Annotated in this window: 23 protein-coding genes; 4 read left to right on the top strand and 19 right to left on the bottom strand. The window is 50.9% G+C overall.

Translation table 11 applies throughout. The features are described from left to right. Window positions 1-51: 51 nt before the first annotated feature. The 19 genes from GBK04_RS30010 to GBK04_RS29920 form a co-directional block, all read right to left on the bottom strand. A complete protein-coding gene (locus GBK04_RS30010) occupies window positions 52-3,339 on the bottom strand; it encodes a type I restriction endonuclease subunit R (RefSeq protein ID WP_152766945.1) in 3,288 nt (1,095 codons plus the stop codon). Window positions 3,340-3,384: 45 nt separating this feature from the next. After that, a complete protein-coding gene (locus GBK04_RS31620; protein WP_152766943.1) occupies window positions 3,385-4,407 on the bottom strand; it encodes a pentapeptide repeat-containing protein in 1,023 nt (340 codons plus the stop codon). Between the two features lie 386 nt (window positions 4,408-4,793). Next, entirely contained in the window at window positions 4,794-6,701 is a 1,908-nt protein-coding gene (locus GBK04_RS30000; protein WP_152766941.1) for a class I SAM-dependent DNA methyltransferase, read from the bottom strand. A gap of 97 nt (window positions 6,702-6,798) precedes the next feature. Then, window positions 6,799-7,047, bottom strand: a complete 249-nt coding sequence (locus GBK04_RS29995; protein WP_152766939.1) for a helix-turn-helix domain-containing protein — start codon at window positions 7,045-7,047, stop codon at window positions 6,799-6,801. A 241-nt stretch (window positions 7,048-7,288) separates the two neighbouring features. Continuing rightward, window positions 7,289-7,558, bottom strand: coding sequence for a hypothetical protein (locus GBK04_RS29990; protein ID WP_152766937.1), 270 nt, complete (start codon window positions 7,556-7,558; stop codon window positions 7,289-7,291). A gap of 171 nt (window positions 7,559-7,729) precedes the next feature. Then, window positions 7,730-7,939 carry a hypothetical protein gene (locus tag GBK04_RS29985; protein WP_152766935.1) on the bottom strand — a complete coding sequence of 70 codons (210 nt, stop codon included), beginning with the start codon at window positions 7,937-7,939 and terminating at the stop codon, window positions 7,730-7,732. Next, the gene (locus GBK04_RS31495; RefSeq protein ID WP_373331563.1) at window positions 7,936-8,313 is read right to left on the bottom strand and encodes a SymE family type I addiction module toxin; all 378 of its coding nucleotides are present in this window, start codon (window positions 8,311-8,313) and stop codon (window positions 7,936-7,938) included. Before GBK04_RS31495 ends, GBK04_RS29985 begins: the two co-directional genes overlap by 4 nt. A gap of 126 nt (window positions 8,314-8,439) precedes the next feature. Next, on the bottom strand, window positions 8,440-9,015 hold the full coding sequence (locus GBK04_RS29975; protein WP_152766933.1) for a hypothetical protein: 576 nt from the start codon (window positions 9,013-9,015) through the stop codon (window positions 8,440-8,442). A gap of 825 nt (window positions 9,016-9,840) precedes the next feature. After that, window positions 9,841-10,719 (bottom strand): MBOAT family O-acyltransferase, encoded by an 879-nt coding sequence (locus tag GBK04_RS29970; RefSeq protein ID WP_152766931.1) that lies wholly within the window; start codon window positions 10,717-10,719, stop codon window positions 9,841-9,843. Next, window positions 10,719-12,722, bottom strand: a complete 2,004-nt coding sequence (locus GBK04_RS29965; protein ID WP_152766929.1) for a PD40 domain-containing protein — start codon at window positions 12,720-12,722, stop codon at window positions 10,719-10,721. Before GBK04_RS29965 ends, GBK04_RS29970 begins: the two co-directional genes overlap by 1 nt. A 3-nt stretch (window positions 12,723-12,725) precedes the next feature. Next, window positions 12,726-13,544 carry a His-Xaa-Ser system radical SAM maturase HxsC gene (hxsC, locus tag GBK04_RS29960; protein ID WP_152766927.1) on the bottom strand — a complete coding sequence of 273 codons (819 nt, stop codon included), beginning with the start codon at window positions 13,542-13,544 and terminating at the stop codon, window positions 12,726-12,728. A 307-nt stretch (window positions 13,545-13,851) separates the two neighbouring features. Next, complete coding sequence (hxsB, locus tag GBK04_RS29955; protein ID WP_152766925.1) at window positions 13,852-15,348, bottom strand: His-Xaa-Ser system radical SAM maturase HxsB; 1,497 nt, start codon at window positions 15,346-15,348, stop codon at window positions 13,852-13,854. After that, entirely contained in the window at window positions 15,341-15,727 is a 387-nt protein-coding gene (hxsD, locus tag GBK04_RS29950) for a His-Xaa-Ser system protein HxsD (RefSeq protein WP_152766923.1), read from the bottom strand. Before hxsD ends, hxsB begins: the two co-directional genes overlap by 8 nt. Window positions 15,728-15,731: 4 nt before the next feature. Then, the gene (locus tag GBK04_RS29945) at window positions 15,732-16,433 is read right to left on the bottom strand and encodes a peptidoglycan-binding protein (protein WP_152766921.1); all 702 of its coding nucleotides are present in this window, start codon (window positions 16,431-16,433) and stop codon (window positions 15,732-15,734) included. 570 nt (window positions 16,434-17,003) lie between these two features. Beyond that, window positions 17,004-18,545 (bottom strand): ATP-binding protein, encoded by a 1,542-nt coding sequence (locus GBK04_RS29940; protein ID WP_152766919.1) that lies wholly within the window; start codon window positions 18,543-18,545, stop codon window positions 17,004-17,006. Between the two features lies 1 nt (window position 18,546). Continuing rightward, window positions 18,547-18,804 carry a hypothetical protein gene (locus GBK04_RS29935; RefSeq protein ID WP_152766917.1) on the bottom strand — a complete coding sequence of 86 codons (258 nt, stop codon included), beginning with the start codon at window positions 18,802-18,804 and terminating at the stop codon, window positions 18,547-18,549. 152 nt (window positions 18,805-18,956) lie between these two features. Next, entirely contained in the window at window positions 18,957-19,760 is an 804-nt protein-coding gene (locus tag GBK04_RS29930) for an ImmA/IrrE family metallo-endopeptidase (protein WP_152766915.1), read from the bottom strand. Continuing rightward, on the bottom strand, window positions 19,732-20,079 hold the full coding sequence (locus GBK04_RS29925; protein WP_152766913.1) for a hypothetical protein: 348 nt from the start codon (window positions 20,077-20,079) through the stop codon (window positions 19,732-19,734). The genes GBK04_RS29930 and GBK04_RS29925 overlap by 29 nt, the downstream gene beginning before the upstream one ends. Beyond that, entirely contained in the window at window positions 20,066-20,728 is a 663-nt protein-coding gene (locus GBK04_RS29920; protein ID WP_152766911.1) for an RNA polymerase sigma factor, read from the bottom strand. The genes GBK04_RS29925 and GBK04_RS29920 overlap by 14 nt, the downstream gene beginning before the upstream one ends. A 121-nt stretch (window positions 20,729-20,849) precedes the next feature. On the opposite strand from GBK04_RS29920, the gene mblB reads away from it, so the two are divergent. The 4 genes from mblB to GBK04_RS29900 are packed head-to-tail and all read left to right on the top strand — an operon-like array spanning window position 20,850 to window position 25,031. Continuing rightward, window positions 20,850-21,986 (top strand): anti-phage 6A-MBL system MBL-fold protein, encoded by a 1,137-nt coding sequence (gene mblB, locus GBK04_RS29915; protein WP_152766909.1) that lies wholly within the window; start codon window positions 20,850-20,852, stop codon window positions 21,984-21,986. Further along, on the top strand, window positions 21,967-24,279 hold the full coding sequence (cap2-3, locus tag GBK04_RS29910) for an anti-phage 6A-MBL system cap2_3 protein (protein ID WP_152766907.1): 2,313 nt from the start codon (window positions 21,967-21,969) through the stop codon (window positions 24,277-24,279). Before mblB ends, cap2-3 begins: the two co-directional genes overlap by 20 nt. A 24-nt stretch (window positions 24,280-24,303) precedes the next feature. After that, entirely contained in the window at window positions 24,304-24,555 is a 252-nt protein-coding gene (locus tag GBK04_RS29905; RefSeq protein WP_152766905.1) for a hypothetical protein, read from the top strand. A 56-nt stretch (window positions 24,556-24,611) separates the two neighbouring features. Further along, window positions 24,612-25,031, top strand: coding sequence for a hypothetical protein (locus tag GBK04_RS29900; protein ID WP_152766903.1), 420 nt, complete (start codon window positions 24,612-24,614; stop codon window positions 25,029-25,031). Window positions 25,032-25,676: the final 645 nt, after the last annotated feature.

Here is a 25,676-nt window from a genome sequence, read left to right as displayed (position 1 = left end):
TTACCCAGTCATCTTTATCAAATAGGATTGTAGGTTGGAGTGTCAAATCAATTACGCCCAGTACCGCTGTCCTTGCGCTGCTAGTTTGTAAACGTGTTGGTATACGGTGTCCCGCTTCTCGGTGAATTGCTGGGTGTCGTAGGAGTTTGGCAACTCTTTGTCGAGAATGTCTCCCAGCAGCTTTTTTACCCGCCCCTGCAACATCACGTCTTTATACCAGTCCACAGTTAACACCGTTTTTCGGGTGTCAACATCCTGTAATTTTTGCAGTAGGTGCTGCGCGGCCCGTTTCACTTTGTCTTTGTCCGCCTGGCTCAGTTCGTCTTTGAATAGCAGGTCGAAGATTTCTAGCTCTTCCTCGGTGAGCCCTTCGGCGGCGGCCCGCTTTTCTTCTTCGCGCAGTTGCTCGGCGTATTCCTTCAAAGCCTTGAAAAAAGCTTCCACATCGCTGCTGACATTGTTGTAGTTGGCGATAATGTCATTGAGCTTCTGGGCCAAATCCACCCGATTCACATTTCTATTCAGCAGTTTCTGTACCTGACCCCTGAGAAAATCAACCATATCGGTTATGGCCAGGTGCTTGTAGGGTTTGGCTTTGAACCTTTGCTGCAACGCGTCAAAGTCTACGTCGCTCAGGTCGATTTCGGCCAGGGACTGAATGGTGTAGCCCATGGAGATAATGGACTCGTCAATGAGTTGATCCGCTTTGATCTTGGCCTGGTCGTAATCTCCCGTTTCATCCATCCGGCGACTGATGATTTTACGGAGGTACTCGATAACTTCCTTCGTGCGTTTGTATTTGCCCTTGTTGGGCGACGGGGGCAGCAGTCGTTCAGTGAGGATTTCAGGGCGGCAGGCCTCATAAAATGAACTGATGGCGTTTTGGAAGACTGAAAATTCCTTTTTCAATTCTTCGGTACGCGACAGGCTATCCGCAAACGCCTGAAAATTGGTCAACTGATCGAAAGTTTGGGTGCTGTCGGTTAGCTGCGTGATGTCCAATCCCTGACTATGCATGAATTCAACCGCCACATCAATAGCCGCATCCAGGTACTTCAACAGGTCGTCGAATAATTCAGCGGGATAGGTGCTTTTCCCCTCTGAAGAACGGCCATATTTGGCCAAGGCCTTCTCCAAGCGGGTAAATACACCAATGTAGTCCACCACAATTCCCGCCTTTTTTTCGTGGCTGTCTGCAAAATCGTCCGTTTCCACTGCCACGCTGCCGTCGCTTTTTAAGGCGGGGGCTACGCGGTTGGCCCGCGCGATAGTCTGCATGAGGGTGTGGTTCTGCATAGGCTTGTCCAGGTATAGCGTCGAAACGGACGGAGCGTCGAAACCCGTCAGCCACTTGGAGCAGACAAACACCAACCGCAACTTGTCGGCCGGATTCCGGAACCGGTCTTCGATGGTTTCGTGGTCGTCGCCCCACGTCCTATTCATTATGGCCCGGTGGGGCCGCATATCCAGAACGGCTTTACTGAATTTGCTATCTTCGTCGGCTTCGTAGGAAACGACGACGCACATTTCAGTTTCACGCATCCACCGGCGTTTGGTTTCCAGTTGGGCCCGTTCGGCCGAGCCGGCCGGCAGCTTGTTGATTTGCCCCCGAAGTTCCTTAATCCGATCCTCCCAGTGCCGCTTTACTTTGTCGTGCATCTTCAAGGCGGTAAACTTGTCAATCGAAATGACCATCCCCTTGCCCAGGTACCCCCGCTCGGGGAAATGCTCCACAATATCTTTAGCGATGGTTTCCAGCCGGTCATTGTCGGTTATAACGGTGGTTACGTTGGCATACTGCCGGGTGAGCCGCTCCTGCTGCTCGTCGCTCAGGTCTTCGTCTTCGATGATTTCGGCGTATTCTTCGTTCAGCGTGTCGTTTTGCAAGAGGACCTTAGGTACCCGGTTCTGGTAGAAAATCCGCACCGTGGAGCCATCGGCCACGTTGTCGGCGAAGTCGTACCGGCTGACGTAGTCGCCAAACCATTCTTTGGTTTTCTCGTCGGCATCGAGCAGGGGCGTTCCCGTGAATGCAATGTAATTGGCATTGGGCAGGCCACGGTGCATGTTTTCGCCCATCTCGGCGTACTGGCTCCGGTGGGCTTCGTCCACCAGCACCACAATATCCTTGCTGTCGGTAATCTTGGGGTAAGGCAACCCTTTGTCTTTCGGATTGACGCGAAACTTGTTGATTAGCGTGAAAACATAGGTCGAAGCGTCGGTCAGCATCTTGGGTAGAAAAGCGCCCGTGGGTACCCGAAATCGGGCCTCGCTTTGTTTTCCACTTCCTTGTCCTGTTTCAATAAGTTGCGACCGGACGTAGGTTTTGTAAATCTGAACCTCCAAATCCTCGCGGTCCGTTACGATCACGAACTTGAACTGGCCCCTGACTTTGCGCCGGATCTTCTCGGTGAAGAAAGCCATCGAAAAGCTTTTGCCGCTGCCCTGGGTGTGCCAGAATACCCCCAATTTACCGTTGTTCTGGTCGCGCTGGCGGAAGGATTCCAGGGCATTGTTGACGCCCAGATACTGGTAGTTCTTGGCCACGATCTTGGCCCAGTTGGCGTAGAACAGCACGAAGTTTTCCAGCAGGTCGATCAGGACGTATTTCTGGAATAATCCGCGCAGAACGCGCAACAGGTCGATTTCGGTTTCGAGAACCGGCGTTTCGGTTTCGTCGGCGATTTTCTCCCAGTTGAAAACCTGTTCGTAATCGGCCGTGTGGCTGCCTACCTTGGTGTCGATGGAGTTGGAAAGGACCACCACCATGTTGTAATGAAACAGCGTGGGGATGTCGCGCCGGTAGTCGCTCAGGTTTTTGGTGTAGGCTTGCTGGGTGGATTCAATGGCATTTTTCAGTTCTACAAACACCATCGGCAGCCCGTTGATGTATACGATCAGGTCGGGCCGACGGGTAGCTTTGCCCCGGATGGTGAGCTGCTGCACCACGCAGAAATGATTAGCCCCGGGTTTATTGAAGTCGACGTACCGCACCCGCTCTTTGGTATAATCGCCCTTGGCGTTGGGTACCTCGTGGCCGTCGCGCAGCAGGGAAGTGATTTCCCGGTTGGCTTCAAACAAGCTCAGGTGCGCCCGGCTTTTGGTGATTTCCTGCACGGCTTCCGCCAGCACCTTTTCCGAAATGCCGATATTCAGCTTCCGCACACTGGCCCGCAGGGTACCCAGCCGGACCAGGTCGGCAGCATCGGTGCGGCCGAAGGCCGTATTTCCATCGTTGGGAAGCTGCCAAAGGTTTAGGTGCTCGTCGTAGTGCAGCTCATCCATGAGCACCGCACAGCAGGCGGCTTCTATGTCGTTTTCAGAAATGTAGTTGGCCACGGAGAGGTACTTTCAAAGCGTGAAGGGGTCGTGTTGGGTTGCGTATTAGTAAGCGCTTAAAATATAACTGAATGCAAAGGCCATGTGGATGGTACCTACCCCGTACATGAAGTAGAGATAGGCCATCAAAATTCCATGCTTATAATTGACCGATTCGTGCCGGAGTTTGAAGCCAAAGTAGATCACGGCGGTATAGAACACGGTGAAGAGAAAGCGCTGTAGACCATGTTTGACAGGTGGCCTGATCGGTTCTTTGGTTTTGTTTTTCCGAAAAACGATACCCAGCTCGGGATCCTGGTACATCTTATTCCAGAGTGTGGGAATAAATAAGTAGTTGATTAACAGGAAACAGCAAAAGAAGCATGGTAACCACCGCCATAAAATCAAGCCTCGATCATAGCCAAAATTCCACCACCACCCATTGAACCAATTTATTGCAGGCCCCACCCAGTCATGATCATGGCGCATTTGTAATTTCCTGTACTCGATATCCCATCCCTCCACACTTTCTAGCAGCCCGGCATTTTTGCAATTGCTAATTATGGTCTCATAGGTACTGACGATTTCTTCATAAGTGGCTTTGGAATCAAGAACGAGTTGAAAACGATCATACGGGAGTAGTAACTGACCGACATCCGTACCAGAAATCAGGATCGCGCATTTCTGTTGTGTGGGAGCTCTGAGCCTTGAACGGCTGAAATTCAATTTTTCTCCATTCAGGTAGTAGCCCTGTGGAAAATCGAATTTTACATTACGGAAATCGAGCGTATCGGGTAAGCCTACGGATGAGAAGTCAGGAATCCTATGGAAAGTTTCACCTGCAAAATCTGCATTTTGGGAAAAATAAGCTCCGTTAAACGTAACATTATCCTTGAATATGACCTCACCAAATGATACTGTTTTTTCAAAGCTAGCACGATGAAACGATGCAGTGCTTCCAAAAACACTACTACTGAAGGAAAAGCGGCCCCTAAAAAGGCTTCTGCTAAACTCAGCAAGTTGATAGAACCTGCAATAATAAAAACCCCAGCTTTCACCGAATGAACTGAAATAAAAATCGGCTTCCAAAAAATCAACACCCGAAAAATCGCAATAGGGGAAGATGAAGCTTCTTGCATAATTCTAAGATCATTTAAACTACCTTCAGATCGAAAACGGCGACCAACAATCACCGAATCCGTCATCAGAAATTGATAATGCGCTTCTTTCGTTTTATATACCGAAACATAGCTGACTGTACATTCTTCAAACATAGGATTACAATCTAATTTCTGGTCGGAATTGCATTTCTTTTTTAGATGATATCGTTTAGTCTGGCTTGTGTCTTGCTCAAATTTTTCATCAATTGGGGTACAGAAAAAAGAATTATTTACCTGAGCCCGGCTACTGACCCAAATCAATAAAATAAAAAGTACCGTAAAAATGTATTTCATTGATTTAGCCAGCTTGAGACCCTATACTGATTCTAGTTTATCAACTTCTAACTGTCCGTCGGGAAAGCGGTTATCGAGCCAGTGCAACTGGGTGGTAAAGTAGTTTATCCGTTCCAGCACAAAGAGCAGGTCGTCTCGCTCGGCAGCCACGGCTCGAAGCAAACCCCGGATGTCCGCTTTGGTGAAGGACTTATCCTTGTCAGGTCTCAGGATTTTGTCGGCAAAGATCACGGCTTCGTCGGCCTTTTTGTACAGGGCATTGATGGCCACTTTATCGGGCAGTCGGTCGGCAGTAATCGTCGTCAGCGTATCGAGGGTTTTCGGCCAGGTGGGGTTATTGGCCAAGGCGTCGCGGCTCTCGTCGGTCAGCACCAAATCAATGGTGTTCTGCCAGAAACGCAAGCCTTCACCCAACTTTTGCAGGGCCGCGGCCAGTTGGGTTTTGTGGGTGCCTGCCCCGTGGTAAGTCTTGGACTCGTCAGGGTGGACAACCTCGATATCACGCCAGGTTGCTAAGGCGGATTGGTACTGCCAGCGTAGGTCAGCGAACTGTTCCGTTTCGCCCCGGTACAGCCATACGATCGCCGTGATATTCATCAGCTGGGCTTGCGTAAAGGCCCGCGTCGAGCGGCTGGTCTGGTAGAAGATCTTCCGGGCATCGATAAAGAGCGTCTGGTCGTGGCGCGGATGATCAGCAGCGGTTTTGGCTTTGTCGAAAAACCAGATCGTCACCGGCAGCGTGACGGTATAGAAGAAATTGGACGAGATAGTCACCATCACATCCACCAGTCCATCGTCAACCATATTTTTCCGTACTTCCGCTTCACCCCCGCGCGCGTCGCTGGCCGAGTTGGCCATCACAAACCCCGCCCGGCCGGTCGGATTGAGAGGCATAGCAAATAGCGATACCCACAGGTAATTGGCGTTGGAAAACGTGTCGGCTTTCTTGCACGACTTGGCGGTACTGATAGGTAGGCCATAGTGCGCAAATAATGGATGGCCGTTAATGTCCTCGATGGCCACGTCGTCGACATTGAAAGGCGGGTTGGCCATCACGTAATCAAACTTCCCCACCGTATCGGCGTACTTTTCGGCATAGGCTGCCGCCGACAGGGACGTATCCACGTTACGAATATCGCCTTTGAGGCCATTCACAAACAGGTTGAGCTTGGCCAGGTTGGCCGTCTCTCGTACTTTCTCCTGACCGTAAATGGACACATGATCCGTTTCGGCATGTTTCCTGATGAACTTGACCGACTGCACAAACATACCACCCGTGCCACAGGCCGGATCGAAGATGCGCCCTTCGTGCGGTTCGAGGATCTCAACAATCAACTTGACCACCGATGTAGGCGTGTAGAACTCCCCGCCTTTCTGCCCTTCCGATAAAGCAAACTTGCCCAGGAAGTACTCATAGATCTTACCGAAGGCATCGCCCTCAGCTACCTTGATCTGGGCAACCTCCCGGAGAATTTCGCGAAGGGTGGCGTCGGGAATCTTCTCGTAGTCATTTTTGGGCAGTTCAATTTCCGCTTTCGGATTGGCCTGCTCAAACGCATCCATGGCCGATTTAACCGCAGCCACGCAGTTTTCTTCACCGCTCAAATTCAGTAGCGTATCAAAGCGGGATGCTTCGGGTAAGTAATAGCCACAAAGCCGGAGATAGGTTTCTTCAATTGTTTCGGTATTGCGGCTGTTCTTGCTGGCTTCGTTTTCAGCTACAGCCTGTGGGGTTATGGTATTGAATCGGTTGGAAGCATACCGCAGGATAAACAAACCCAGCATTGGCGAAGCGTACTCACTCGATTTCAGCTTGGCATTCGACCGTAACTTGTCGGCCGATTTCCAAAGGTTTTCTTCAAATTCTTGTTTCGGAGGTATGCGGTCAAATAATACTTCTTCAACTTCCGGAGAAATGGTAGTGGGCATTTTTCAATGTTTTAGATAAAGAGTAACGTAATAGATTGGTGGGTCAAAAACGGTTAACTATGAATCATTCAATTTTCAATTCAGCGGCTTTCAACACTTACCGGGCCAGGCGCTCCCCCTTTAATTCCCGCACCAATTTGTCACTCATCAGTTCCACCAAAAGCGTATCTGAGTCAAGTTGGTAGAGTTCCGCCAGCTTCATCAGCTGTTCGCGCGTGGGTCGGCGGACGTGGTTCTCAATACGGTTCAGCAAGGTGTGATCCATGCTCAGTAAGGTACCGGCCTGTTTCAGGCTCAGGCCGCGCTGCTCGCGCAAGTCCTTAAAAGAAAATCTTATTGGCTCCATTTTCAATCCTATTTTTAAAGGATTGTCAAGGTATGTCAAATTATCAAAATTCGATAGAAGCTATCGCAAATGTTATCCAGTGGTAGTAAAAAGAAGGGGGCAGCCTACCGGCTGCCCCCTTCTTTTTACCGAATTTTCTTTGGCGTCAGCCGTCGCCGGGCGGTGGGTCCGGCCCCGCTCCGGCCGGACCAGTCGGCCTTTGGGCCGAAAAGGCGGGCCGTCAGGCCCACCCGGCCATAGATTATTCGGTTTTCTCTTGCAGCTCCCGGATCAGGTAGTCGGCGTAGCTGACCTGACCGTGGTGATGGATTTCAAGATTGACGACTGAAGCGCCCATCAGGATTACCCGCAAGATCTGACTTTCGACCGATTCGGTAAAATCGGCGTCGACCCAGCCGTTGCCCGTGATCCAGTATTGATGGATGGTTTTGATTTGGCAGGCCTGACCGTACAGGCGCTTGACTTCCTTGAAGGTAATGGGTAGCACGGGGCCGAAATTGTAAGTTTCCATAGGAATGAGAATTGAGGATGAATTAAAGGAAAAAAAAGCCAGGGACAGACGCCCCTGGCGACCTGGTGGCTACTCATAGCGGTAGAGCGCACCGCCCGGATAGTCCCCGAAGGCGACCCGCTGCTGCACCCTCAGTTTTAGATTGACCGAGGTGGCCCCCTGCTGGGCAGCCTACCGGAGCTGGTGCTCGATGCTGCCGACCGGCGCGGCTTCCACCCAGCCTTCGCCTACGATCCACAGATCGCTGACGGCCAGGACCTCACAATGTGCCCCATAGCGCTGATTGACGGGCTCCAAAGAAATCGTTTCCATTGTTTTGATCAGGATTAGAAGTGAAATGAAAAAGCCGGAGACTGACGCCCCGGCTGGTGAGAAATTCAATAGGTAATCAGGATTAGGCCCTGATCCACCGTGACCGTAACCTGATCCCCGACGCAGAAGCCCGCCCGGATCATCCAGGCCCCACTCAGCACCAGCGACGGGTTGAAGATCAAGCCCGACAGTACCTTGCGGCGGCGCTCGGCCCGGTACTGGATCTTGCGCTTGATCTGCATCGGCAGCTTGTGTTCGGTTTCGATGATGTAGCTGATCTTGGCCAGCCGTGTATGAGTGTGCGTTGGCCAGTGTGATACAGCATTCTGTAAAGAAAAGCTGGCCCTACCGGTCAAACCGGGCGGGTACAGAGCGTGCGGCGGGTGGTGCGCAGAGAAAAGGCGACCTAAGCCGACCGGACGAGCTGGCCAGTCAGCTGGCAATGCGAAGTGTCACTGTGTTAGTATCAGGGGTGCGGCTGGTGCGCGCTGGCCCAAGCGGGAAGTAGCGAAGCTGGTGCGGTGGGATATTAATGAGCCATTATAACTATACTCGAAATGATTAAGTGTTCAAATCAATTCATCAATAGAACTAACGCCCAATCTTTTGAATATTTCAGTTCTATCTCTATTTGTTTTCACCAAATCAAAGTTATCAGTTCTTCCATCTAGACTGACTATACTATCAGTACCTACGTATGTATGATCCATTTTGCTATATACAGAACACTCCCCCGCTGCACGTAAAGAAATCTTTTCACAAGCTTTTGGAGTTAACGCCACATTGTATCCATCACCTGAAACCTTAACACTTGGGTACAATATACCATCAATATCCCTTTTTGGATAGTTTGTGGCAATTTCAGCAAAAATTGCCGATATCATATATTCAAAATAATTATTCACTTGTTTCGCATACTCATCAGCTAAAAATTCAGTAAATATTCTTGATCTAATGGCTATTTCTTTCTCCTGACTATCTAAAAAATTTTCATAAGCTTGAACTAGCGTTCGTGTGAGACTATTTTTTGAATAATATTGCCTATGATGTACAATTGCTAGTAAATTAAGATCTTCTTCGACTTCCCACCTACAATAGGAAATTTTCGCATAGCCCGATTTTGTTTTATCAGTAAGCCATGGCATTGTCTCGAGCAAAATTAGGAATCAGTGCATAAATGCAAAACTTAAGGTGGTGTGCTGTAGCGAAAGAAACGTCCAGGTGGGCAAATCCAATCCGGTGGCCCGATCAACCCAGTTAGTAATACTCCCAGTCTACCGTTTGATGATTGATTTTATAGAGATTAATGACACTATTGGATAGGTTATGCAACTATTATTTCCACCCGTACCATAAGATTTTAGGAAAACCTAGCTTCAATATATTTGTCACAAATATTTACCGGTAACCGGACGAGCTCCCCTAGGCGGAATGCTTTGTATATTCTCCGCGCCAAGTCACAGTTTATTCTGGCCAGTGTCAAAAGTTAAAATACAATACCTGCGTTGATCCGATCCCACCCAGAAAAAACAAGCTGACGAGCCAAATATCCAGAAAGACAATCTCTCGCAGAAGTGCACGCTTATTATTGTGCGCCCCATTGATTACTGAATCTGCTATTCCGCCATGATCAATTAGTAAAGCTATGAGCGAAACTACAATCCAATAGCAGAGCGTAGCGTGTCTAAGCAGACTAAGTGTATTCCATTCAAAACTGATCCCTTCCAAATGATTTAGCGCATCAATCACTTTGTCGCTTCTGAACACAGCCCAGGTGAGGTTGATCCAGGAAAAAAATAAGATCCATTTTAAGAAAAGAAAAGCCTTAGCCGAAAACAGTTTACCGAAAACGCGAGTCAGTCCCAGGTAGTGTTCCAGTAGGTAACACGCAGCGTGCATCAAGGCCCAGACCAGGTACCTCCTCTCGAAGCCGTGCCATAGCCCGCTTACACAAAAGACGATAACAATAATCAGAGGAAATAGCCGGCGGTCCCTGCTCCCCCCAGGGGGATGTAAAGGTACCGCCTCAGCCAATCGGTCAATGAGATGTGCCATCGCTTCCAGAATTCCTTTGTCGTCGTGGCCAGATAGGGCCGGTTGACGTTATTGATAATGCTCAGTCCAAACAATCGGGATATTCCCACAACCAGGAAGCTGTATCCGGCGAAGTCAAAATAGATTTGGATGGAATAGCCGAAACTCGCCGATACGTAGAGCCAGAAATTGCTTCCGCCGTCATTATCCAGCACCGGATCCACCAGTATCCCCATCCTGTCAGCCAGCACGAGCTTGCAGAAAAGGCCGTACAGGATTTGTTTTAGGGCAACAGCGACGGTTTTCCGCGAAGGTAAGGGAAGCCTTTGAAACTGGGGAAGCAGATCGGCAGGCTGGCTGATAGGACCCGCAATAAGATGTGGGAAATAAATGGTATAGAGGGCCATTGTGAAGTAATTTACCGCCACGGCCGTTTTGCCCGAATATACATCCGCCAGGTAGGCGATGCTCATCAGACCGTAATAAGATAGGCCTACCAATGCCCAATTCCCAAAGCCTTGATCCCCTTCAATAATTCGACTGAACAGCAGCAGGCTGACAATTGATGAAATTCCGGTCAGGCTCCACACTTTTTTTGTGTGGGTCGTGGTGCTGCTCGCTATTCTAATCGAAGCACCGTAAGTAATTAGGGAAACCGTTAAAGCTACGGCCGTGCTCAATAGGCCGAACGAACCCAGAAAGAGCAGGCTGATGAGAGTCAGCCAGTGCCTCCTCCACTTTCCAGGCAGAATACAATAGATCAGAACCTTTGCTGGCAGAAGGAACAGGATATATTCCGCTGAAAATAGATCCATTATTCTCCTGCCCGCTCTAAGACTGATGGTGTCTTCATCCGGTAAATTCCATTGCGGAGCCCATACACCCCGCCGTAGTAGACGTATTGCCCGTCGGGGGAGTAGACCGCGTCCCACTCATCCCCTTTAGTTTTCGTCAGCTGCCTGATTTCCCCCGAATTCAGGGAAAGACTGAATAGATCCCAATTTCCCTCTTTTTTACCGGAATAGATGACCGTAGCCCCATCCGGAGAAAAAACGGGATCCCATTTATCGTACCCGCTGGAAGTGAGTCGGGATTCTCTCTTCTCCTTTAAGTCGTACATGTACAGATCGAAGACTCTTCCCCTTTTGGAAATATAAACCACCTTATCTCCATTGCAGACGGGCCGCCAGCTTTCGTATTCCGCTGAGGTAAGGGAAATCTCGTGATTTGTAAGCAAGTTTTCCAAACGAATGACCGGATTGGTCATTCGTCCGTCGCCCCCCTCCTGCCATTGGGCATAGGTAAGCCACTTTTCTCCCCCTGGGAAGGCAATGGCACCGAAACCGTTTCTGCTTCGGCGCGTTCTCCGAAGCCCGTTCAGTTCAATCGTGGAGATTACAGTCCTGCCCACTTCCTGGTCGCCCTCGGTGAAAATCAATTTTGTGTCCTGGTCGTAAAATGCGGGATGGCTTTCATCCACCCGATTATAAGTCAGCCGCACACTGTTTTCCATATTCGTGTCGCTGAGGAACAACTCAGAGTTGCCATCCCGAATAGACTGGTAGCAAAGTAGTCGCCCGTCGCTGTTGAAATTGGGGTAGCGATCCCCCGCGTTGGCCTTGCTCAGGTATTCCACGCCGCCCGATACCTCTTTCAGGAAGCCTGTGATGGCCTCAGCGACCCGTTTGTGACCTATGGCGTTGAGATGCTCATCAAACTCATAATAAAGTTCCTGCTCGCTGGCACTGAATTCGTCGAACAGGTTCAGGTGCCGAATCTTGTATTTTTCGCAAAGTGACCGCAGAAATTTGTCCGGCAGCTTCATATCGAGCTTTGCGACATCGAGCTTGAAGGCTTGAACCACTTCCTCAAAATACCGGAAATGCAGCTGTTCCTTCGTGGGCAGTTGTACGACGATCAACTCCCCCCCGCTTTCCGTCACTGCTTCGTTTAGCTTGCTCAGGTACAGTTCGAAATTCCTGAGGTCTTTCTTTTTTACCGCCGACTGGTGTTTGTAAAAAACATTGTAGTCTGCATTCTGCCTTTCGCCGGGGTAAAAGGGTTCCGTCCATCTTCCCAGGGGCAGCTCAGCGGGATTCTCGAATTTGATCGGATAAACCAGGAACCTGTACAAATTGGAATAATTCATCAGGTAATCGGTGGGATTGCTGGTTCGCACCTCCACCTTCATGAAATCGTTGAAGTTGCATATTTGCAAAAAAACCTTCTTTGCTTTCAGCTTCCTTCCTGCCTTTACGAAATAGTGGTATTCATCGGCAATACCAAAGCCGCTGATGCCGGCATTGAGGATAATCTTATCGGGAAAATTTTTGTAAAGCAGCGAGGTGTAAAGGTCCTCATAATCCACCTGCGCGCCCTGGGTATACGAATCCCCCAGGAAGAGCCAGTCCGCTTCCTCCAATTCCGCCGTGGGGTCATCCTCGGCACCTATCCGGTACCCCTGCCGGTTGGTAACGTAATCCACCGCGTACTCTTTGTCCACGAACCGTTCCCTGAGCAGCGGCTTGTTGAAATAGTAGTGCCTTTCGATATCGTAAAGGTCCCGGATGATGTAGTCACTGTAAGCGAAGGTGAAAACTGTCTCTGCCTGAATAAACAAACCCACCAGAAACACCAGATTGAAATAGTAAACCCTCAGGTTAGGGACACCGTAGGTTACCATCCCGGTAAGCAGGACAATTCCAACGAAAAATAAAGCGCTCAGCACCAGGCTATTCCAGCGAAGAAAAATCACGACCGGATTGACCAGCAGAAGGACGGTCAGCAGAAGTGAAATGTGTCGGTGGGGATTTCGCATGTTTCAAAGGGCCTCAATGGGGCGGATGTGGCTGCTAAGCTTTTTCGAGGTTGCGAATACGCCCCCGCACGCATCCCGCACCAGGCACTTTCCGCATTCATTGGGGTACTGCCTTTTCCAGTCGGAGATCGACTTGGCTGAATATTTCCAGAGGCGTTCCGGAATCGTGCATAGGGAATGGTTGTAAATGCTGACACGAATCCCGTTGCTGTCCAGATACTCGACGGCCGTAATCAGTTCCGCCACGTACTCACTGGGCTCAATCCAAAGAATCTTGTCGTTATACGGCGTATAGCCTGTGTATTCCAGCCCCATCAGGGATACCTGCTCAACGAATGGCAGGTTCATAAAAATGAATTTTGCCAGTTGGGGCAGCCGTTCGTACGTCAGCCTGTGGAGTACCACCCGCACCTCGATCCGGGCACCCACCCTGCCCAGGTTGTGCAACCCCAGCAGGGTCTGGTTGTAGGCCCCTTTGGCTTGCACCACATAGTCATGGCGCGCGTAGTAATCCGAGTACAGCGGTATGCCGAGAACGACATTGGGCGTATTCACACTCTGGAAGCGTTCCGTAAAGCTCCGGCGGGAGAAAGCCCTGCCGTTGGTGAGTATGTGCGCCACGGTTGCGGGCAGACGCGAGCTAAGGCGTTCGATAAGATCGAAAAATAGCCCCTCCATCAGCGTCGGCTCCCCGCCCGTCACGCCGATTTTTTCGGTGTGGCCGGGGATAAGATCGATCACCTGGCAATTGATCTCATAATGATACCTGATGTCGTCGACATCCCGGGGGGTTGTGAACACATCAGACAATTGCTGTTGCACTGATCGGTCGTGAAAAGGGTGTTGTCTGGTGAGGCTGTTCTAAAAACAGTACGGACTAGACCGTTGCGATTGATCAGGACGATATCTGCCGCTTCGAGATGCCCGATACAATCCAGTGAGTGGACAGTGGGTAAAAAGGTCTCCGGGGTTTCAGCCGTGGTAAGCCATGCCTGGTGAACCGCGTCCAGCGCGCCATTCATCCCTGCCCTGCCCACCAGTCTTATGGTAGATGGTCCATCTTCCCCTAAAACTACCCGGCCCACCACATCATGTGATAGGTTCAATGGCTTCCCTTTTACAACCAGCCTCACCATGCCGTAACGGGTTTTTGATGCGTCCAAGTCCTGAGAATCGCTTCCTGGGCACTGTCTCCCGAATCCAACAATTCAAATAGGTGACGGATCATTTCCATGTTTTTCTTGCAAAAAATGGAAAAGGCCCGGTTGCCCTCCATGTCCTGCTGGGTGGCATGGTGAAGGACGGGGTCGGCTCCGCAGTAAGGCAGGAAGGCACAATCGCTACAACCCGCCAGGCTCTCCGCAATTCCGCTGTTCACGAGGTTCACCGCCTTTTGGCTGCTAAACAACTCCGCATACGGCTGGCTGACGTGGCCCAGCCGAAAGGTGTAGTCTTTCCTTTCCGCCAGCATCCGCGCCTCGTCGGATGCATAGACAAACCCGTCGTAGTTGAAGACGACGACGCTGTTGACAAGACCGGTCGGAGATTGTAAGTCGACATAGTGAGTGCCGAAGGGGGTAAGCACTTTTTGCAGGATGAGGGAGGTATAGTCCTCCTTAAAATAGGTTCCGCCCGCGTTAAGGCTCAAAATGTGTTGCAGTCCTGTTTTGTAGAAGTCTAGGAAGCGCTCCGTCTCGTAGGCGTTCTTCTTTTGATTCTTGACGGCGAAGCCGTACGGGCTGATGGGTCTGAGGAAAATGCCCTGAAAACCCTGCTCGACGTACACATCGATAATTTCTCGGGGGTATTGCAGGCTCAGCGCGGTGGTCGTCATCAGGGCAGAAACCCGGTCGTGTCCCAGCGCCTCACGGGCACGGTTGATTCCCTCAATCACCAGGTCGTAGCTCGCCGCACCGGATTTGGCCCGGTTCGGGTTGTGAACGAACTCGGGGCCGTCCAATGAGGTAGAAATCAGGATCGCGTGCTCCTGGCAAAAAAGCAGGATTTCATCACTTAGTACCGTCAGGTTGGTGCATAGCACGAAGCTTATGCGCTTACGGGTTGCCTGGTTCAACTCTACCGTGGTTTCCACCGCGTACCTGACCTTTTCGAAGGCCAGAAGGGGTTCTCCCCCCTGGAACTCCATGGTGATTTCGTCCGAAGGAGAGGCCAGCATGTGCACGATCCCCGCTTTTATGTCTTCGGTGGAAATGTCGAATTTATCTTGGTTTTGGGTCACCCGGGAAACCTGACAATAGTGGCAGGAATGGTTGCACCTGAGGGTAATGACGAAAATATGTAATGAGGTGCCGCTTTCCAGGAAACCCTTCTTGGTAATGTAACGGGTTGAAATGACATCCAGAAGTTCCGGTACGGGCGTTGCGCTGATAAAGAAATTAGCGGTTAGATCCTCGTAGAGGCTCTCTGACTCATCTATCTCCCGACGTACAATCCTCCCCGCAGTTCCGCGGGGTACCAACAGATGGTCGCCCGTTTCGTTTACCAGCACCTCCCGCGTATCGCCGATGGCGTGAAAACGGAAGGGAAGAAGGTGGTAGTCTGTACCTAGTGGGGTGCCAAAATAAGGTTCCCCGAGAAATTTCCTTGAAACAGGCTTATCAGTCATAAGGCGGTTTACTCAACTTCTGCTCTGGGGGATGACTATCTGGGTGTTCTTGTCTTACTTCCGGCAGGTCCGCATGGGCGAAAGCCTTGGCTAAGATCATACTCCTGACCAGCGTCGTTTCCTGGTTGATAATATCGCGTACTTTGAAGTCTACCAGGTTGGTGCGGATTTTGGCCAGGATGTCCTCCCTTTCTTCGTTGGAAAATTTTTCACCCAGGGGTTTGACTGATACCAGGAATAATTCCGTGTGTGGTATGGACACTTCGAACCCGGCCCGGGAAGTCAGCCAGTACAGGCTTTTGAAAAGTACCGCTTCAGCGTATATCTCGGACTGAACAGAGAATTGCAGCAACTCCCCTGAGTTTGCGATTATTTCCATCAAATCAGGGATTTGACTTCAGCAAGGAAACGGTTTGCGGCCCTACCGAACCGTCCGGCTCCAGACCATTGTCTTTCTGGAACTGTTGCACGGCTTGCTGTATGACGGTAGAATACTGGAGCTCCTGCGTGTAGGACTGGCCGTCGGAGGATTCGAGGTAGCCCTTTTGAAGCAGGATATTGACCAGTTCGGTCACATCCATTCCCGTCATGCCCAGTCTGAGGATCCTGTCCCCCAGACTGAACACCCGGGGCGCCGCCGCCGTCAAACCCGGCGGCTGGGGCTGTAGCAATTGGTTCAGGGCGGAGGAATTCACCTGCGATGAAGAACCGGAACCGACCGGAGAGCTTGGCCCGGAGGAAGTGGACCTGGAAGAGCCTTGACTGGATCTGGACGAAGAGCTGCTGCTGGTCGAGCTGCTGCTACTGGAATAGTGCGAGCGGTGGGAGCTGTGCGAGCGGTGACTCCTGTGGGATAGATTCAAAGGCACCAGCTCATCGAACCTTTTAAGAATGAATGGCTTGGTAAGCTTAGGTCTTTCCGAAAACTTCCTGGCTGGAAACAGGGTCTCCCGGTTAGTGGAGGGTCCCTCCCCGTCCTCATCAATGGAAATTGGCGCTTCGGCCGAAGTGGGGTTTTGGGACATGATGCCTGCCAGGGAGCTTAGAAAAATTCCTCTTAACAGTTCTTCCAGCTTTGTACTCATCTCTACACGCGGGTTAATGCTACGATAAATGTCATCAAAACTTCTTATAATGCCAAACGGCGGCCTAATAAATAGGTAACATTGGGCTTTCATCCTCTTTTTGAACGAACTATTCAGGTAACTCTTCCCCCTGCGTTAAACGACCGTCGCACAGACTGGACGCCGTTCTGGAAAAGGACTTTGTCTGTCCGAAGACCTGCGTTATCCCGATCATCCGGACAAGCAGCCCCTGCCACCATCGCATTTGGCTCTGCCTTTGGGCTATTATCTGATTCTGCACCTTTTTGTATATCCCTATCCAAGTTTTTCTTGGGATTAGTCCCTTATTCTGAGAAACCGAATAAGTTGGTGTGGATTCATTCCTCCTACTATTCGAAAATAATTCACCTAATCTTTTTTCTTCAGTCTTCCTGAATCTCAGGTAAGCGAAGCTCGGGTTCTACTTTGCCCCTTTCATTTTATGTGGGTCTGGTTTTTTGTGTTCGACACTACTCAGTAACTAAGTCAGTAACTAAGATAAGCTGTTGATATGGAGAGATTTTACATTTCACCAACTAATTAGTAACTAAGTCAGTGACCAAGTCTGGAATTCATGTCAATCAGGGCTTCAGTCAATAGCAGTGCCAGTTTTTTTCCCGTATCCGACAGGATGTATTTTTGCAGGCGGCTTTGCGGTCGATCAGAAACGGTGGGTACCACTATCCCCTCGTTCAGAAGCGGATCAAGGTAGCGCTTAACGTTCTTGGTCTGATTAGTTAGTTCAACACCCTCCATGATTTCGTTACGTCTCATAGGGACATCATTGCCTAATACGGTAATGATTTTTAAAGACTTGGGTTCGAGGTTTCTGGCCATGCTTGTCAATTCGGGTATTTCACCTTCACCGATTTTTTCAAACTCCTTTCTATGGACAGCGTATCTTTCCATTTCGTCAAAAAACTTCTTTACCCTCACCGGGTCGCTGATGATGTCAAACAACTTGGAAATTACACCAGGCGACACTTCGCTTTTGTCTTTGAACCGAATTTCCAGCCCGTCAAAATGGATGTTGAACGAAGGGCGGGGAATGCCATGCGCTTCGCATTCCGTCAGGATCAGCTGAATCCCCCTCCCCCACTGCTCGATAAAACCAGCGCGGAAAAAGGTATTGGCAATATCGGGATTGGCGGGCTGTGAGGGGTGCTTGCCCAGAAATTTCTCCAAAGACCATTCGACGGGTATGTGACCCTGATTGTAAATTTCCAGTCTGGCTGGAAAGACGCGAATCTGAACCGGGTTGCCGCTGCTGTAATCCTTGTGGGCGATGGCGTTCACCACGGCCTCGCGCAGGGCCTTTACGGGATAAGGGTACTCCTCCACCCGCTGGATGCCCTCGTAGCGAATGGCCGCCTGCATGTACTTGGTCGTCAGCAAATCCATCGTTCCCTCCACCTGTCGCAGCAGCGAGCCTTTTACCTCGTCCTGAAACTTCAAATCCGTAGCCGATTCTCCAAAAAAGCCAATCTTGACATAAGCACCCGTCACGAATCGTTCTGGTTTGGAATGAAAAAGCAAAACGGCGGCACGCTTAAGCTGGTCTCTGTCGAAGAGGTGCAGGGCGTCCAAAAGTTCCTCGTTGCTCACGGCCAGTTCCCTCTCATCCAGCCGCTTCGCGCGGGCGGCGGAGTCTCGGAACAATTTGAAAGCAACGTGATCGAGATCGTCTATCGGGACACCGGGCACCGGCAGGGTATCCCACTTCAAACCCGATTTATTAAGCAAAAACTTGTTGAGGGAGGTGCCTTTGAGCACCTGCTTGGTGCTGCCAGTGCGGTAGTGGTACTCGCCCCGGTAGTTGACCGGGTACGGGTAGGGTTCCACGATCACGGCGATGTAGTCCAGTCCGTTTTCGGAACGCAGTTCCACGTCGGCCATGATTCCCAGTACGTCTCGAATCTTGTTGGGAAGGTCCTCCAGCAACTTTTTGGCTTTAACCACGCCCACCACCCGGCCGGTGTCGTCTTTGCCGATGAACAGCGTGCCGCCCTTGGCGTTGGCATAGCCACAGATCCAGCCCAGGTACTCGTCACGCCAGGATTCCTTCCATTCGATGGTTTGGCTTTCCTGCTCCATGTCAGAATGGGGACTTAATGCCCAGTTTCTGACAATGGCCTGCAATAACCCGGTCGGGGTCTCCAGGGACCCTTATGTAATCGAGGCCGCCCTCTTTCAGAATGTCATTAGTATAAAGGAGCGTCTGCTCCGAGAGGTACTTGTTAGATATGGATTCAAGAATATGGTCGCGCAGCTCGTTGGCCCCAATCTTGCAGCGCTGGATATTGACGAAGTTCCAGAATTGTTGTTCGGGGTTTTCCTTTTGGCAGTCGGACATGGGTTAGGTTACCGTTGGTGCTTTGTAATGGAACAGCCAAAGATAGGCCATTGTATCTAGTCCCGCTCAATTCCCCAGGCTTTCTTTGCCTCTGCCCCTCCCAGCAGATCACTAATTTCCACAAGTCCGGGATAAATGCTGTTTAACAGAGACTATTCAAACCAGATCAATGTGACGACCTGGCGACTTGTTTTGGCATAGTAGCACTGCTCGTACATAGTGTTGTAACTCCTGCCGTCATTCACATGAAACCAAGCCTGCGGGTCGGATAACTCGATTTCAGAGTTTGACAAGTTTCTCAGGTTGGTCGAATATGTCTCGGCCAGGGTATTCAAGGGAAGCCTGCCACCCAGTTTGAAACGAAAGGGGAAACCGGGGAAATCCGTAGACTTGGAGAACCTCTTCACCGTTTTGTCTTGTGAAACCACCACCAGGATTTCCCTGGTTCCGGCTTCAATGAACCGTAGCAGGCAAGCCATCACGCTAACCTGAAAGTGTTCGGAAACCTCGTGGAGCAGGTCGATGGAAAACGGTTTTTTCGCACAAAAAGTCCGGTAACCATTGTAAGGCATGAGCAGGCAGCCGGCAAAGTAATCCGCTTCGAGCTCAATCCGTTCCACATGTCCGTAGTCGTTGAAGGACGGGTGGGGGGTTAGGAGGCCGTACTTGAGGCCAATGCGGTGTTCCTCTATGAAGTAGTGGCCCAGTTCATGCGCCAGGGTGAACCTGCCCCTTTTGGAAGTCAGCGTGTTCCCCCTGTCCATATTCAAGTGGATGTGATAGTCCCAGCCGTCGTGAAACAGCATCCCGTCGAAGCAGTCTTCATAATGGTCCAAATGGATCGGCAACGACTCGTCATCCGCGATCCCGGCCAAGTCCGTCACGCCGCCCCGGGAGAAGCCCCAGGACATGAAATCAGCCAGGTCACTAATTTTTTTCTTCCTGTGGGGATTCACCGCTCTTTTGGTTATTCAACATCTTATTCAATATGTGCTCGGGCAAGTCCCCTCCCTTGCGTGCGGCCATCCGGTACTGTTCTATCGCCCTTTTCTCCTCATCTTCCATTGCACGCCTTTCCACCGGAAACGGCCTTGCTTTTCCGGAACAAATCCTCTCAAGGGACACTGTGGATCTCCTGTCGTCTCCCGAGATTGCTTTTCCGTGAAGCCTGTTGAAGCGGTCAAGCTCGTCAACGCTACGGGGGAAAAGGAAGCCCGTGGAGGCCATCCATTCGGTCAGGCTTTCGGAGTCTGGAAACACATTATTTTTTGCCATAGATATCTAATATTTGCTCCACTGTTTCATACGCCTCTTTCTTGTATACCCGGATCGTGCCTTGTGCCAGATCAAGCTCCTCCCGTAATCTCCTGAGAACATGGCGGGGTAGGTTCATTCCCAACTTCTCATGCGATTTGTAAGTGAGGTAGATGACGCGGTGCTTGTAGGACAGCCTGTCCAGGGCCTTTATGATCAGATCATACTTGGCTCGTATACTTCTAAGCTTTTCTGGCGGCAGTTCGGATTCCTCCAGATCTGGGAAGTCCACCACGATGTCCTCACTGCCGGAATAAGGGTCGGGGTGTCTCAGGGCCTCCCGGTGCCGGTCATTCAGCAGGTTTCGGGCAATCGCGAGTAGGTACAGCAGGACGCAGGTGTCGAAATCCTTTACTTTACATTTTCCAGCATCAAAGCCCTGTGGTTTCAGCCAGAATTTTTCGAGCGTTTGCTCAGACAGCACGTCCCCCTCCATCTCGTCATACCCCCAGTGCCTCACCACGACGCGGCATTTTTTCGTAAGCTCTCCCTCGAACCTGAAAAAGAAATTCTTGAAAGCACACTCGGCCGCCTCAAAGTAAATGTCCCTGCCCTGTATATATTCAATGAGTTCGGCCGTAGCGGCATCCTGCAGTTCGCTTAAATCCATTCAGTCTGTTCTTAGCCTATATACGCAAAAGCGTTACCACGGTTTCCGTAGTAACTTAAAAGCTCTTTCCCGCTAACCGGAAAGTCTTTGATTCTCATTGAAAACCAAATTAGATTTAAAAATGGACAAACAAAAATTAAAATTCTATCCCGTAGGAAACGGTGACACTGCCCTGGCGTCCCTTTCAGGCAATCAGTACTTGATGGTCGATTGTAAAATCGACAACGACGCTGCAGAAAACAAGGACAAGTTTGACGTGAAGAAGGACCTTCTCGCTATCCTTCCCAAGGATGGCCGGGGCAGGCACCACCTCGATGCCTTCATCCTCACCCACCCCGACCAGGACCACTGCGTGGGCTTCAAGGACACTTTCTTTTGCGATGATCCGGACCGGTACGATGCAAAAGCCGTCGAACGGAAGGCCGTCATTATTGACGAGCTATGGTTCAGCGACACGATCTTCAACAGGTTTGACTGCCCGCTCTCTGAAGCAGCCAAGAATTTCAAAAAAGAGGCGCAAAGAAGAAAAAACCTTTACATCAGTAATCCGTCGCAGGCCCAAAAAGTCGGCAATCGTTTGGTTCTGATCGATTTTCTGGAAAATGTAGATGATCCGGACTTGCATGCCGTAACCGTGGAACCCGGTAGTTCAACCTCACGTATCAACGGCATCCTAAAAACTGATTTTTCCATTTTCGTACACGGCCCGTTCAAGACACCGACACCCGACAGCCAGGACCGGAATGAAACCAGCGTCATCATGCAGCTCAGGTTCAGCGTTGGCGCGGATCAAATGGCGTCGCTCGCCTTTCTGGCCGGTGACGCGGATTACAACCGCTTCAAGCGGCTATTGGACGAAAGGGACGATGAGAGCATAGAATGGGACCTGCTGCTTGCCCCGCACCACTGTTCCTGGACGTTCTTCAACATGACCCCGAAGGTGGAATACCCCACGCCTCAGGAATCGTCGATTGAGTTCCTGGGTCGACAGCGTGGTTCCGGCTTGGTCGTGGCTTCCAGCAAGAAAATAGTTGACGACGACGATAACCCGCCCCACTACGCCGCCAAAATGGAGTACTGCAAAAAGGTGGATCCCGTAAATTTCCTAAACACGGGGGAAAAGCCGCTGGAACCCCTGGAGTTCATGGCTACGGCCTCAGGTTTTAAGAAATCCGAAAGGCCCGCCCCTTCCATCGCAGTGGTAGGACTGGGACCTGTCACAGACCGGCCTAAGACGTATGGAGAAGTTTTCAGATAAGCTGCAGGAGCTCACCCGCCTCGGTGAGGAGGGCTTGCCGGAAAATCTGCGGAAAAATCTCGCTCTGCTTCGGAAAGTACATGCGGACGGCCGGTTCAAAACATACACCTACTCGGCCGACACTATCGCCCTGTCGTTCGAGCTCACCGTCAATAGGCCCAACAGGGACAGGGATTTCCTCAACCGGGAGCCTGTACTGATTACGATCGATCCCCGGGATTTTCCATCCCGGTGCCCCAAAGCGTATTCGGACCGATTAGATTTCCCGGCCGACAGGACACCCCACGTCAACCCCGTTAAGCAGGGCCACCCCTTCTCCCTCTGCCTTTTCCGGGGAGACTCCGACTCCTGGTTTGCGCAGCACACTTTGTCTGATTTCATTGAAAGACTGAGGGGATGGTACGAGGATGCCGCCTGTGGCAACCTCAACCATCCCGACGACGAGTTCGAGTTCATGCGGCTGGACAACCCGGAGGGCATCATCCTTTTTCCGGAAGCTGACGCTTTGGAAGTAATCAAATCCCGCTGGGCAAACCAGAACGGGCATGCCGGGCGCATCCCCTGCGCCTTCTCTACTTCCGACGCCAGGCTCACTGCCGATTTCCAGTCACTCCCTATGCCGGTGCTATGGCTGTTTGACTTCCATAACAAACCCGCTGCCCAGGAGAGAAAGATTTTGCCTCCCACCGATGCAGAAGAGTTAGGTATTGAGGGATATGTCTTCTTCCCAGATAAGGATACCGTCGATACCCGGTATGTCGTGAACCTGCCGACAACCGTCAACGCGCTCGTCAAATGGGCCGGTGAACGGGGGCTGGTCATTGAGGAGTTCATGAATAAGACTTCTGGGAGGATCAGAAAAAAACAACTGGTTTTGCCGCTTATTTTCGCCATAAGGAGGCCAAGGAAAGTACTCAACCACTTAGGTGACATGGAGTTCTTGGCTTTCTTCATCGAACTACAGCCCGTCGAAGGAGGTATGGGCTTCGACGGAGGCTCATGCGTGAGGAGTATGGCGCTGATTCAAAAGAACACTCCTCAGCTGGCCCGGAAATTGTCCGCTCGCCCCCTTCCGGGAAGGGGCAGCGATCGGATTCACTTCGTTGGCCTGGGGGCGCTGGGTTCCAAACTGGCCCTGCACCAAATCCGGGCCGGTTCAATTCCGGCCAGCCTCATAGACCACGACCTATTACTTCCCCACAACAATGTACGCAACGCCCTGACCGGCCAGGGCCATTTGAAAGTTCACGGAATCATGGGAGCCATCACGCTCATCTATGCCGGCAACCCGTCTATCTTGGAAACCATAGGCTGTCATCCCCACACGCTGCTCGATGTCTTGAACCAGGAAAATGACCTTTTGGCGGACCGTGACTCACTCGTGCTGGACAGCACGGCTTCCTATGCCGTTGAAAAGCTACTGGATGAGCGGTTGACTCCCAACTGCGCAAGGTATGCCAGGGTGGAAATCACCCACCGGGGCCGATTGAGCATTTTGAGGGTCGAGGGCAGTGGCCGGAACCCAGGGATGGGCGACCTGATGGCCGAAGCCTACGACTTGGCCCTGGGCGATGGTTTGCTTTCAGAATGGCTCAGGGACAGCAGGAACGGCAGGGAAAGCCCGCCCCTCGGCGAAGAGGTCTATCTCGGCCTGGGCTGCAGCTCCGACACTCTGGAGCTGTCGGATGACAAGGTGAGTCTCCACGCCTCCGCCGCAAGTGTGACTCTGGGAAAAATCACGGGTGGAGCAATGGAGCAGGGGCTACTCCACATAAGCTACCTGGATGAAAACAGTGACTGGTTTTTCAAGTCCCTCCTTAGGGAAATCAAGCCCTTCGAAGTCATAAAGGCGGAGAACAATCCGGGCTGGCAGGTAAGGTTCAAGGGAGGTTTGTACGAGCAATTGATACGGGAGCTCGTCGAATTCCGTCCGTCGGAAACAGGTGGGATCCTGATAGGGCGAATGGACAGGATCCATAAGACCGTGTACGTAACGAGGATATTGATGGCGCCTGCGGACAGTATAAGGTCGGCCTCTCGGTTTGTTCGGGGTACTGACGGCTTGACTGAGGCCGTCGACGAAGTGCGCGACAAATCGGGTGCCCTGCTGGATTACGTCGGCGAGTGGCACACGCACCCTTCCGGTGGCACACGCCTGAGCGAAATTGACAAGTTAGCAATCTCTGAAATCAGGGCCACTTTGGACCCCTTATGCTATCCCACTGTCGTGGCTATTGTGACTGAAAGGAAGATCGCCCCCTACATTTTCACTAAGTACGAAGTCGTACCTTAATTCACCCAAAGCCTGCACACACTCATGAACACATCGATGAATGACATATACGCCCTGAAAGCCCGCGTCTATCCCATGGTTCTTGTTCTTCTTCCGTTGGCTACGACCGCCGTGTCCATTTCTTTCCAGATGGATCTCTACACGCGCTTATTCTTGTCAGTGGTGATGTATGGAGCCCTTTCGTACCTCCTCTCACAAACAGGGAGGGACGAAGGGAAGCGGAAGGAAGCCTGGCTTTGGGGCAAGTGGGGGGGCCACCCTCGGCCCAGCTATTAAGGTATGGCAACAATACCCTCACCAGAACGACAAAAAGAAGGTACCACGAAAAATTGATGGTTCTCCATCCCGTGAACGTGGAGGTCAGCGAATCTGCTGAAAATACGAATCCTGCCGAAACAGATGAGGCTTATGAGTCGTGGGTGAGGTTTCTGATTTCCCAAACGCGCGACACGGCGAAATACCCGCTCCTTTTCAAGGAAAATATGAATTACGGGTTTCGGCGAAACCTTTGGGCATTGAAACCATTTGCTATCGTAATTGTGGTAGTTTCTCTGATTGGATCCTATTTCTACTACTTTCGGGCAACAGGGACTTTTAACCCGGTGCTTTTTCCATCAAGCTATTTGGTGAACTTGATCATTTTACTTGTAGCCCTGACCTTCTGGCTATTCATAGTCAGCCCTAGATGGGTCGAAAGCATCGCGTACAGCTACGGTCAGCGTCTTTTAGAAACCGTTGAGAGCATTGAATGAAATACAGTTGGTAGTCTACCCCAGAATGTAATTTGAGAACTTACCTGGTAGGACTGAAGCCACATTAACCGATGTGGAGGGCTGCAAATTGCAATTCAAATTCGCTTGGCTTGAACACAATGGATAGGATTGGACTAGTTACGGTCAGCGCCTGATGGAGCAAACTGCCGCGCGACTTTCGATAACCAAAGGAGTGACTATCGCCCACTTTTAACTTTCATGAACCTGTATTTTATCTGTCCCTGGTTTGCTGATCATTTTCTTACCAACCATGCTTCCTAACCAATTTTACGGACAACGTCTGTAAAATTGGTTAGGACGATACCAGGAAATGTAAAAAATGCTCCCCTGTGCGTGGCTGCCCGATCCCTGCTGACTACTCTTTCATTCTCACACTATGTAGAACTCCTTCGGTTCGACTGCGAATTCAAAAGAAGTTTTCACAGGAAGGAGTGTATCAGGCATTTGAGCACGGGGTAAGACTTTTATGAAATCTTCTCAGAGATTTAAGCAACAAATGCTTATAAATTTATAATTTAGGGGAGTTTTGGACAAAAAACAGACCTACGACGCTCGTAGTAGGTTTGTCAATCCATTCCGATTCGCATACTTTCGCCTACCAGCTTGTCTCACAAAGCTGAATCT

Origin of the sequence: Salmonirosea aquatica, from assembly GCF_009296315.1 — a bacterium.
Classification (GTDB): Bacteria; Bacteroidota; Bacteroidia; order Cytophagales; family Spirosomataceae; genus Salmonirosea; species Salmonirosea aquatica.
The sequence above is the reverse complement of the archived record's forward strand: the minus strand, read 5'-3'. Positions and strand labels throughout refer to the sequence as shown.

Bases quoted from the DNA above. Each gene is read 5' to 3' on its own strand.
- GBK04_RS29900 (WP_152766903.1), top strand. From the start codon at position 24,612: ATGGTTCTCCATCCCGTGAACGTGGAGGTCAGCGAATCTGCTGAAAAT.
- GBK04_RS29920 (WP_152766911.1), bottom strand. From the start codon at position 20,728: ATGGATTTAAGCGAACTGCAGGATGCCGCTACGGCCGAACTCATTGAA.
- GBK04_RS29965 (WP_152766929.1), bottom strand. From the start codon at position 12,722: ATGCGAAATCCCCACCGACACATTTCACTTCTGCTGACCGTCCTTCTG.
- GBK04_RS29990 (WP_152766937.1), bottom strand. From the start codon at position 7,558: ATGGAAACTTACAATTTCGGCCCCGTGCTACCCATTACCTTCAAGGAA.
- hxsD (WP_152766923.1), bottom strand. From the start codon at position 15,727: ATGGAAATAATCGCAAACTCAGGGGAGTTGCTGCAATTCTCTGTTCAG.
- GBK04_RS29935 (WP_152766917.1), bottom strand. From the start codon at position 18,804: ATGTCCGACTGCCAAAAGGAAAACCCCGAACAACAATTCTGGAACTTC.
- GBK04_RS29975 (WP_152766933.1), bottom strand. From the start codon at position 9,015: ATGCCATGGCTTACTGATAAAACAAAATCGGGCTATGCGAAAATTTCC.
- GBK04_RS29945 (WP_152766921.1), bottom strand. From the start codon at position 16,433: ATGAGTACAAAGCTGGAAGAACTGTTAAGAGGAATTTTTCTAAGCTCC.
- GBK04_RS29925 (WP_152766913.1), bottom strand. From the start codon at position 20,079: ATGGCAAAAAATAATGTGTTTCCAGACTCCGAAAGCCTGACCGAATGG.
- GBK04_RS29970 (WP_152766931.1), bottom strand. From the start codon at position 10,719: ATGGATCTATTTTCAGCGGAATATATCCTGTTCCTTCTGCCAGCAAAG.
- GBK04_RS29995 (WP_152766939.1), bottom strand. From the start codon at position 7,047: ATGGAGCCAATAAGATTTTCTTTTAAGGACTTGCGCGAGCAGCGCGGC.
- mblB (WP_152766909.1), top strand. From the start codon at position 20,850: ATGGACAAACAAAAATTAAAATTCTATCCCGTAGGAAACGGTGACACT.
- GBK04_RS29905 (WP_152766905.1), top strand. From the start codon at position 24,304: ATGAACACATCGATGAATGACATATACGCCCTGAAAGCCCGCGTCTAT.
- GBK04_RS29940 (WP_152766919.1), bottom strand. From the start codon at position 18,545: ATGGAGCAGGAAAGCCAAACCATCGAATGGAAGGAATCCTGGCGTGAC.
- GBK04_RS30000 (WP_152766941.1), bottom strand. From the start codon at position 6,701: ATGCCCACTACCATTTCTCCGGAAGTTGAAGAAGTATTATTTGACCGC.
- hxsB (WP_152766925.1), bottom strand. From the start codon at position 15,348: ATGACTGATAAGCCTGTTTCAAGGAAATTTCTCGGGGAACCTTATTTT.
- cap2-3 (WP_152766907.1), top strand. From the start codon at position 21,967: ATGGAGAAGTTTTCAGATAAGCTGCAGGAGCTCACCCGCCTCGGTGAG.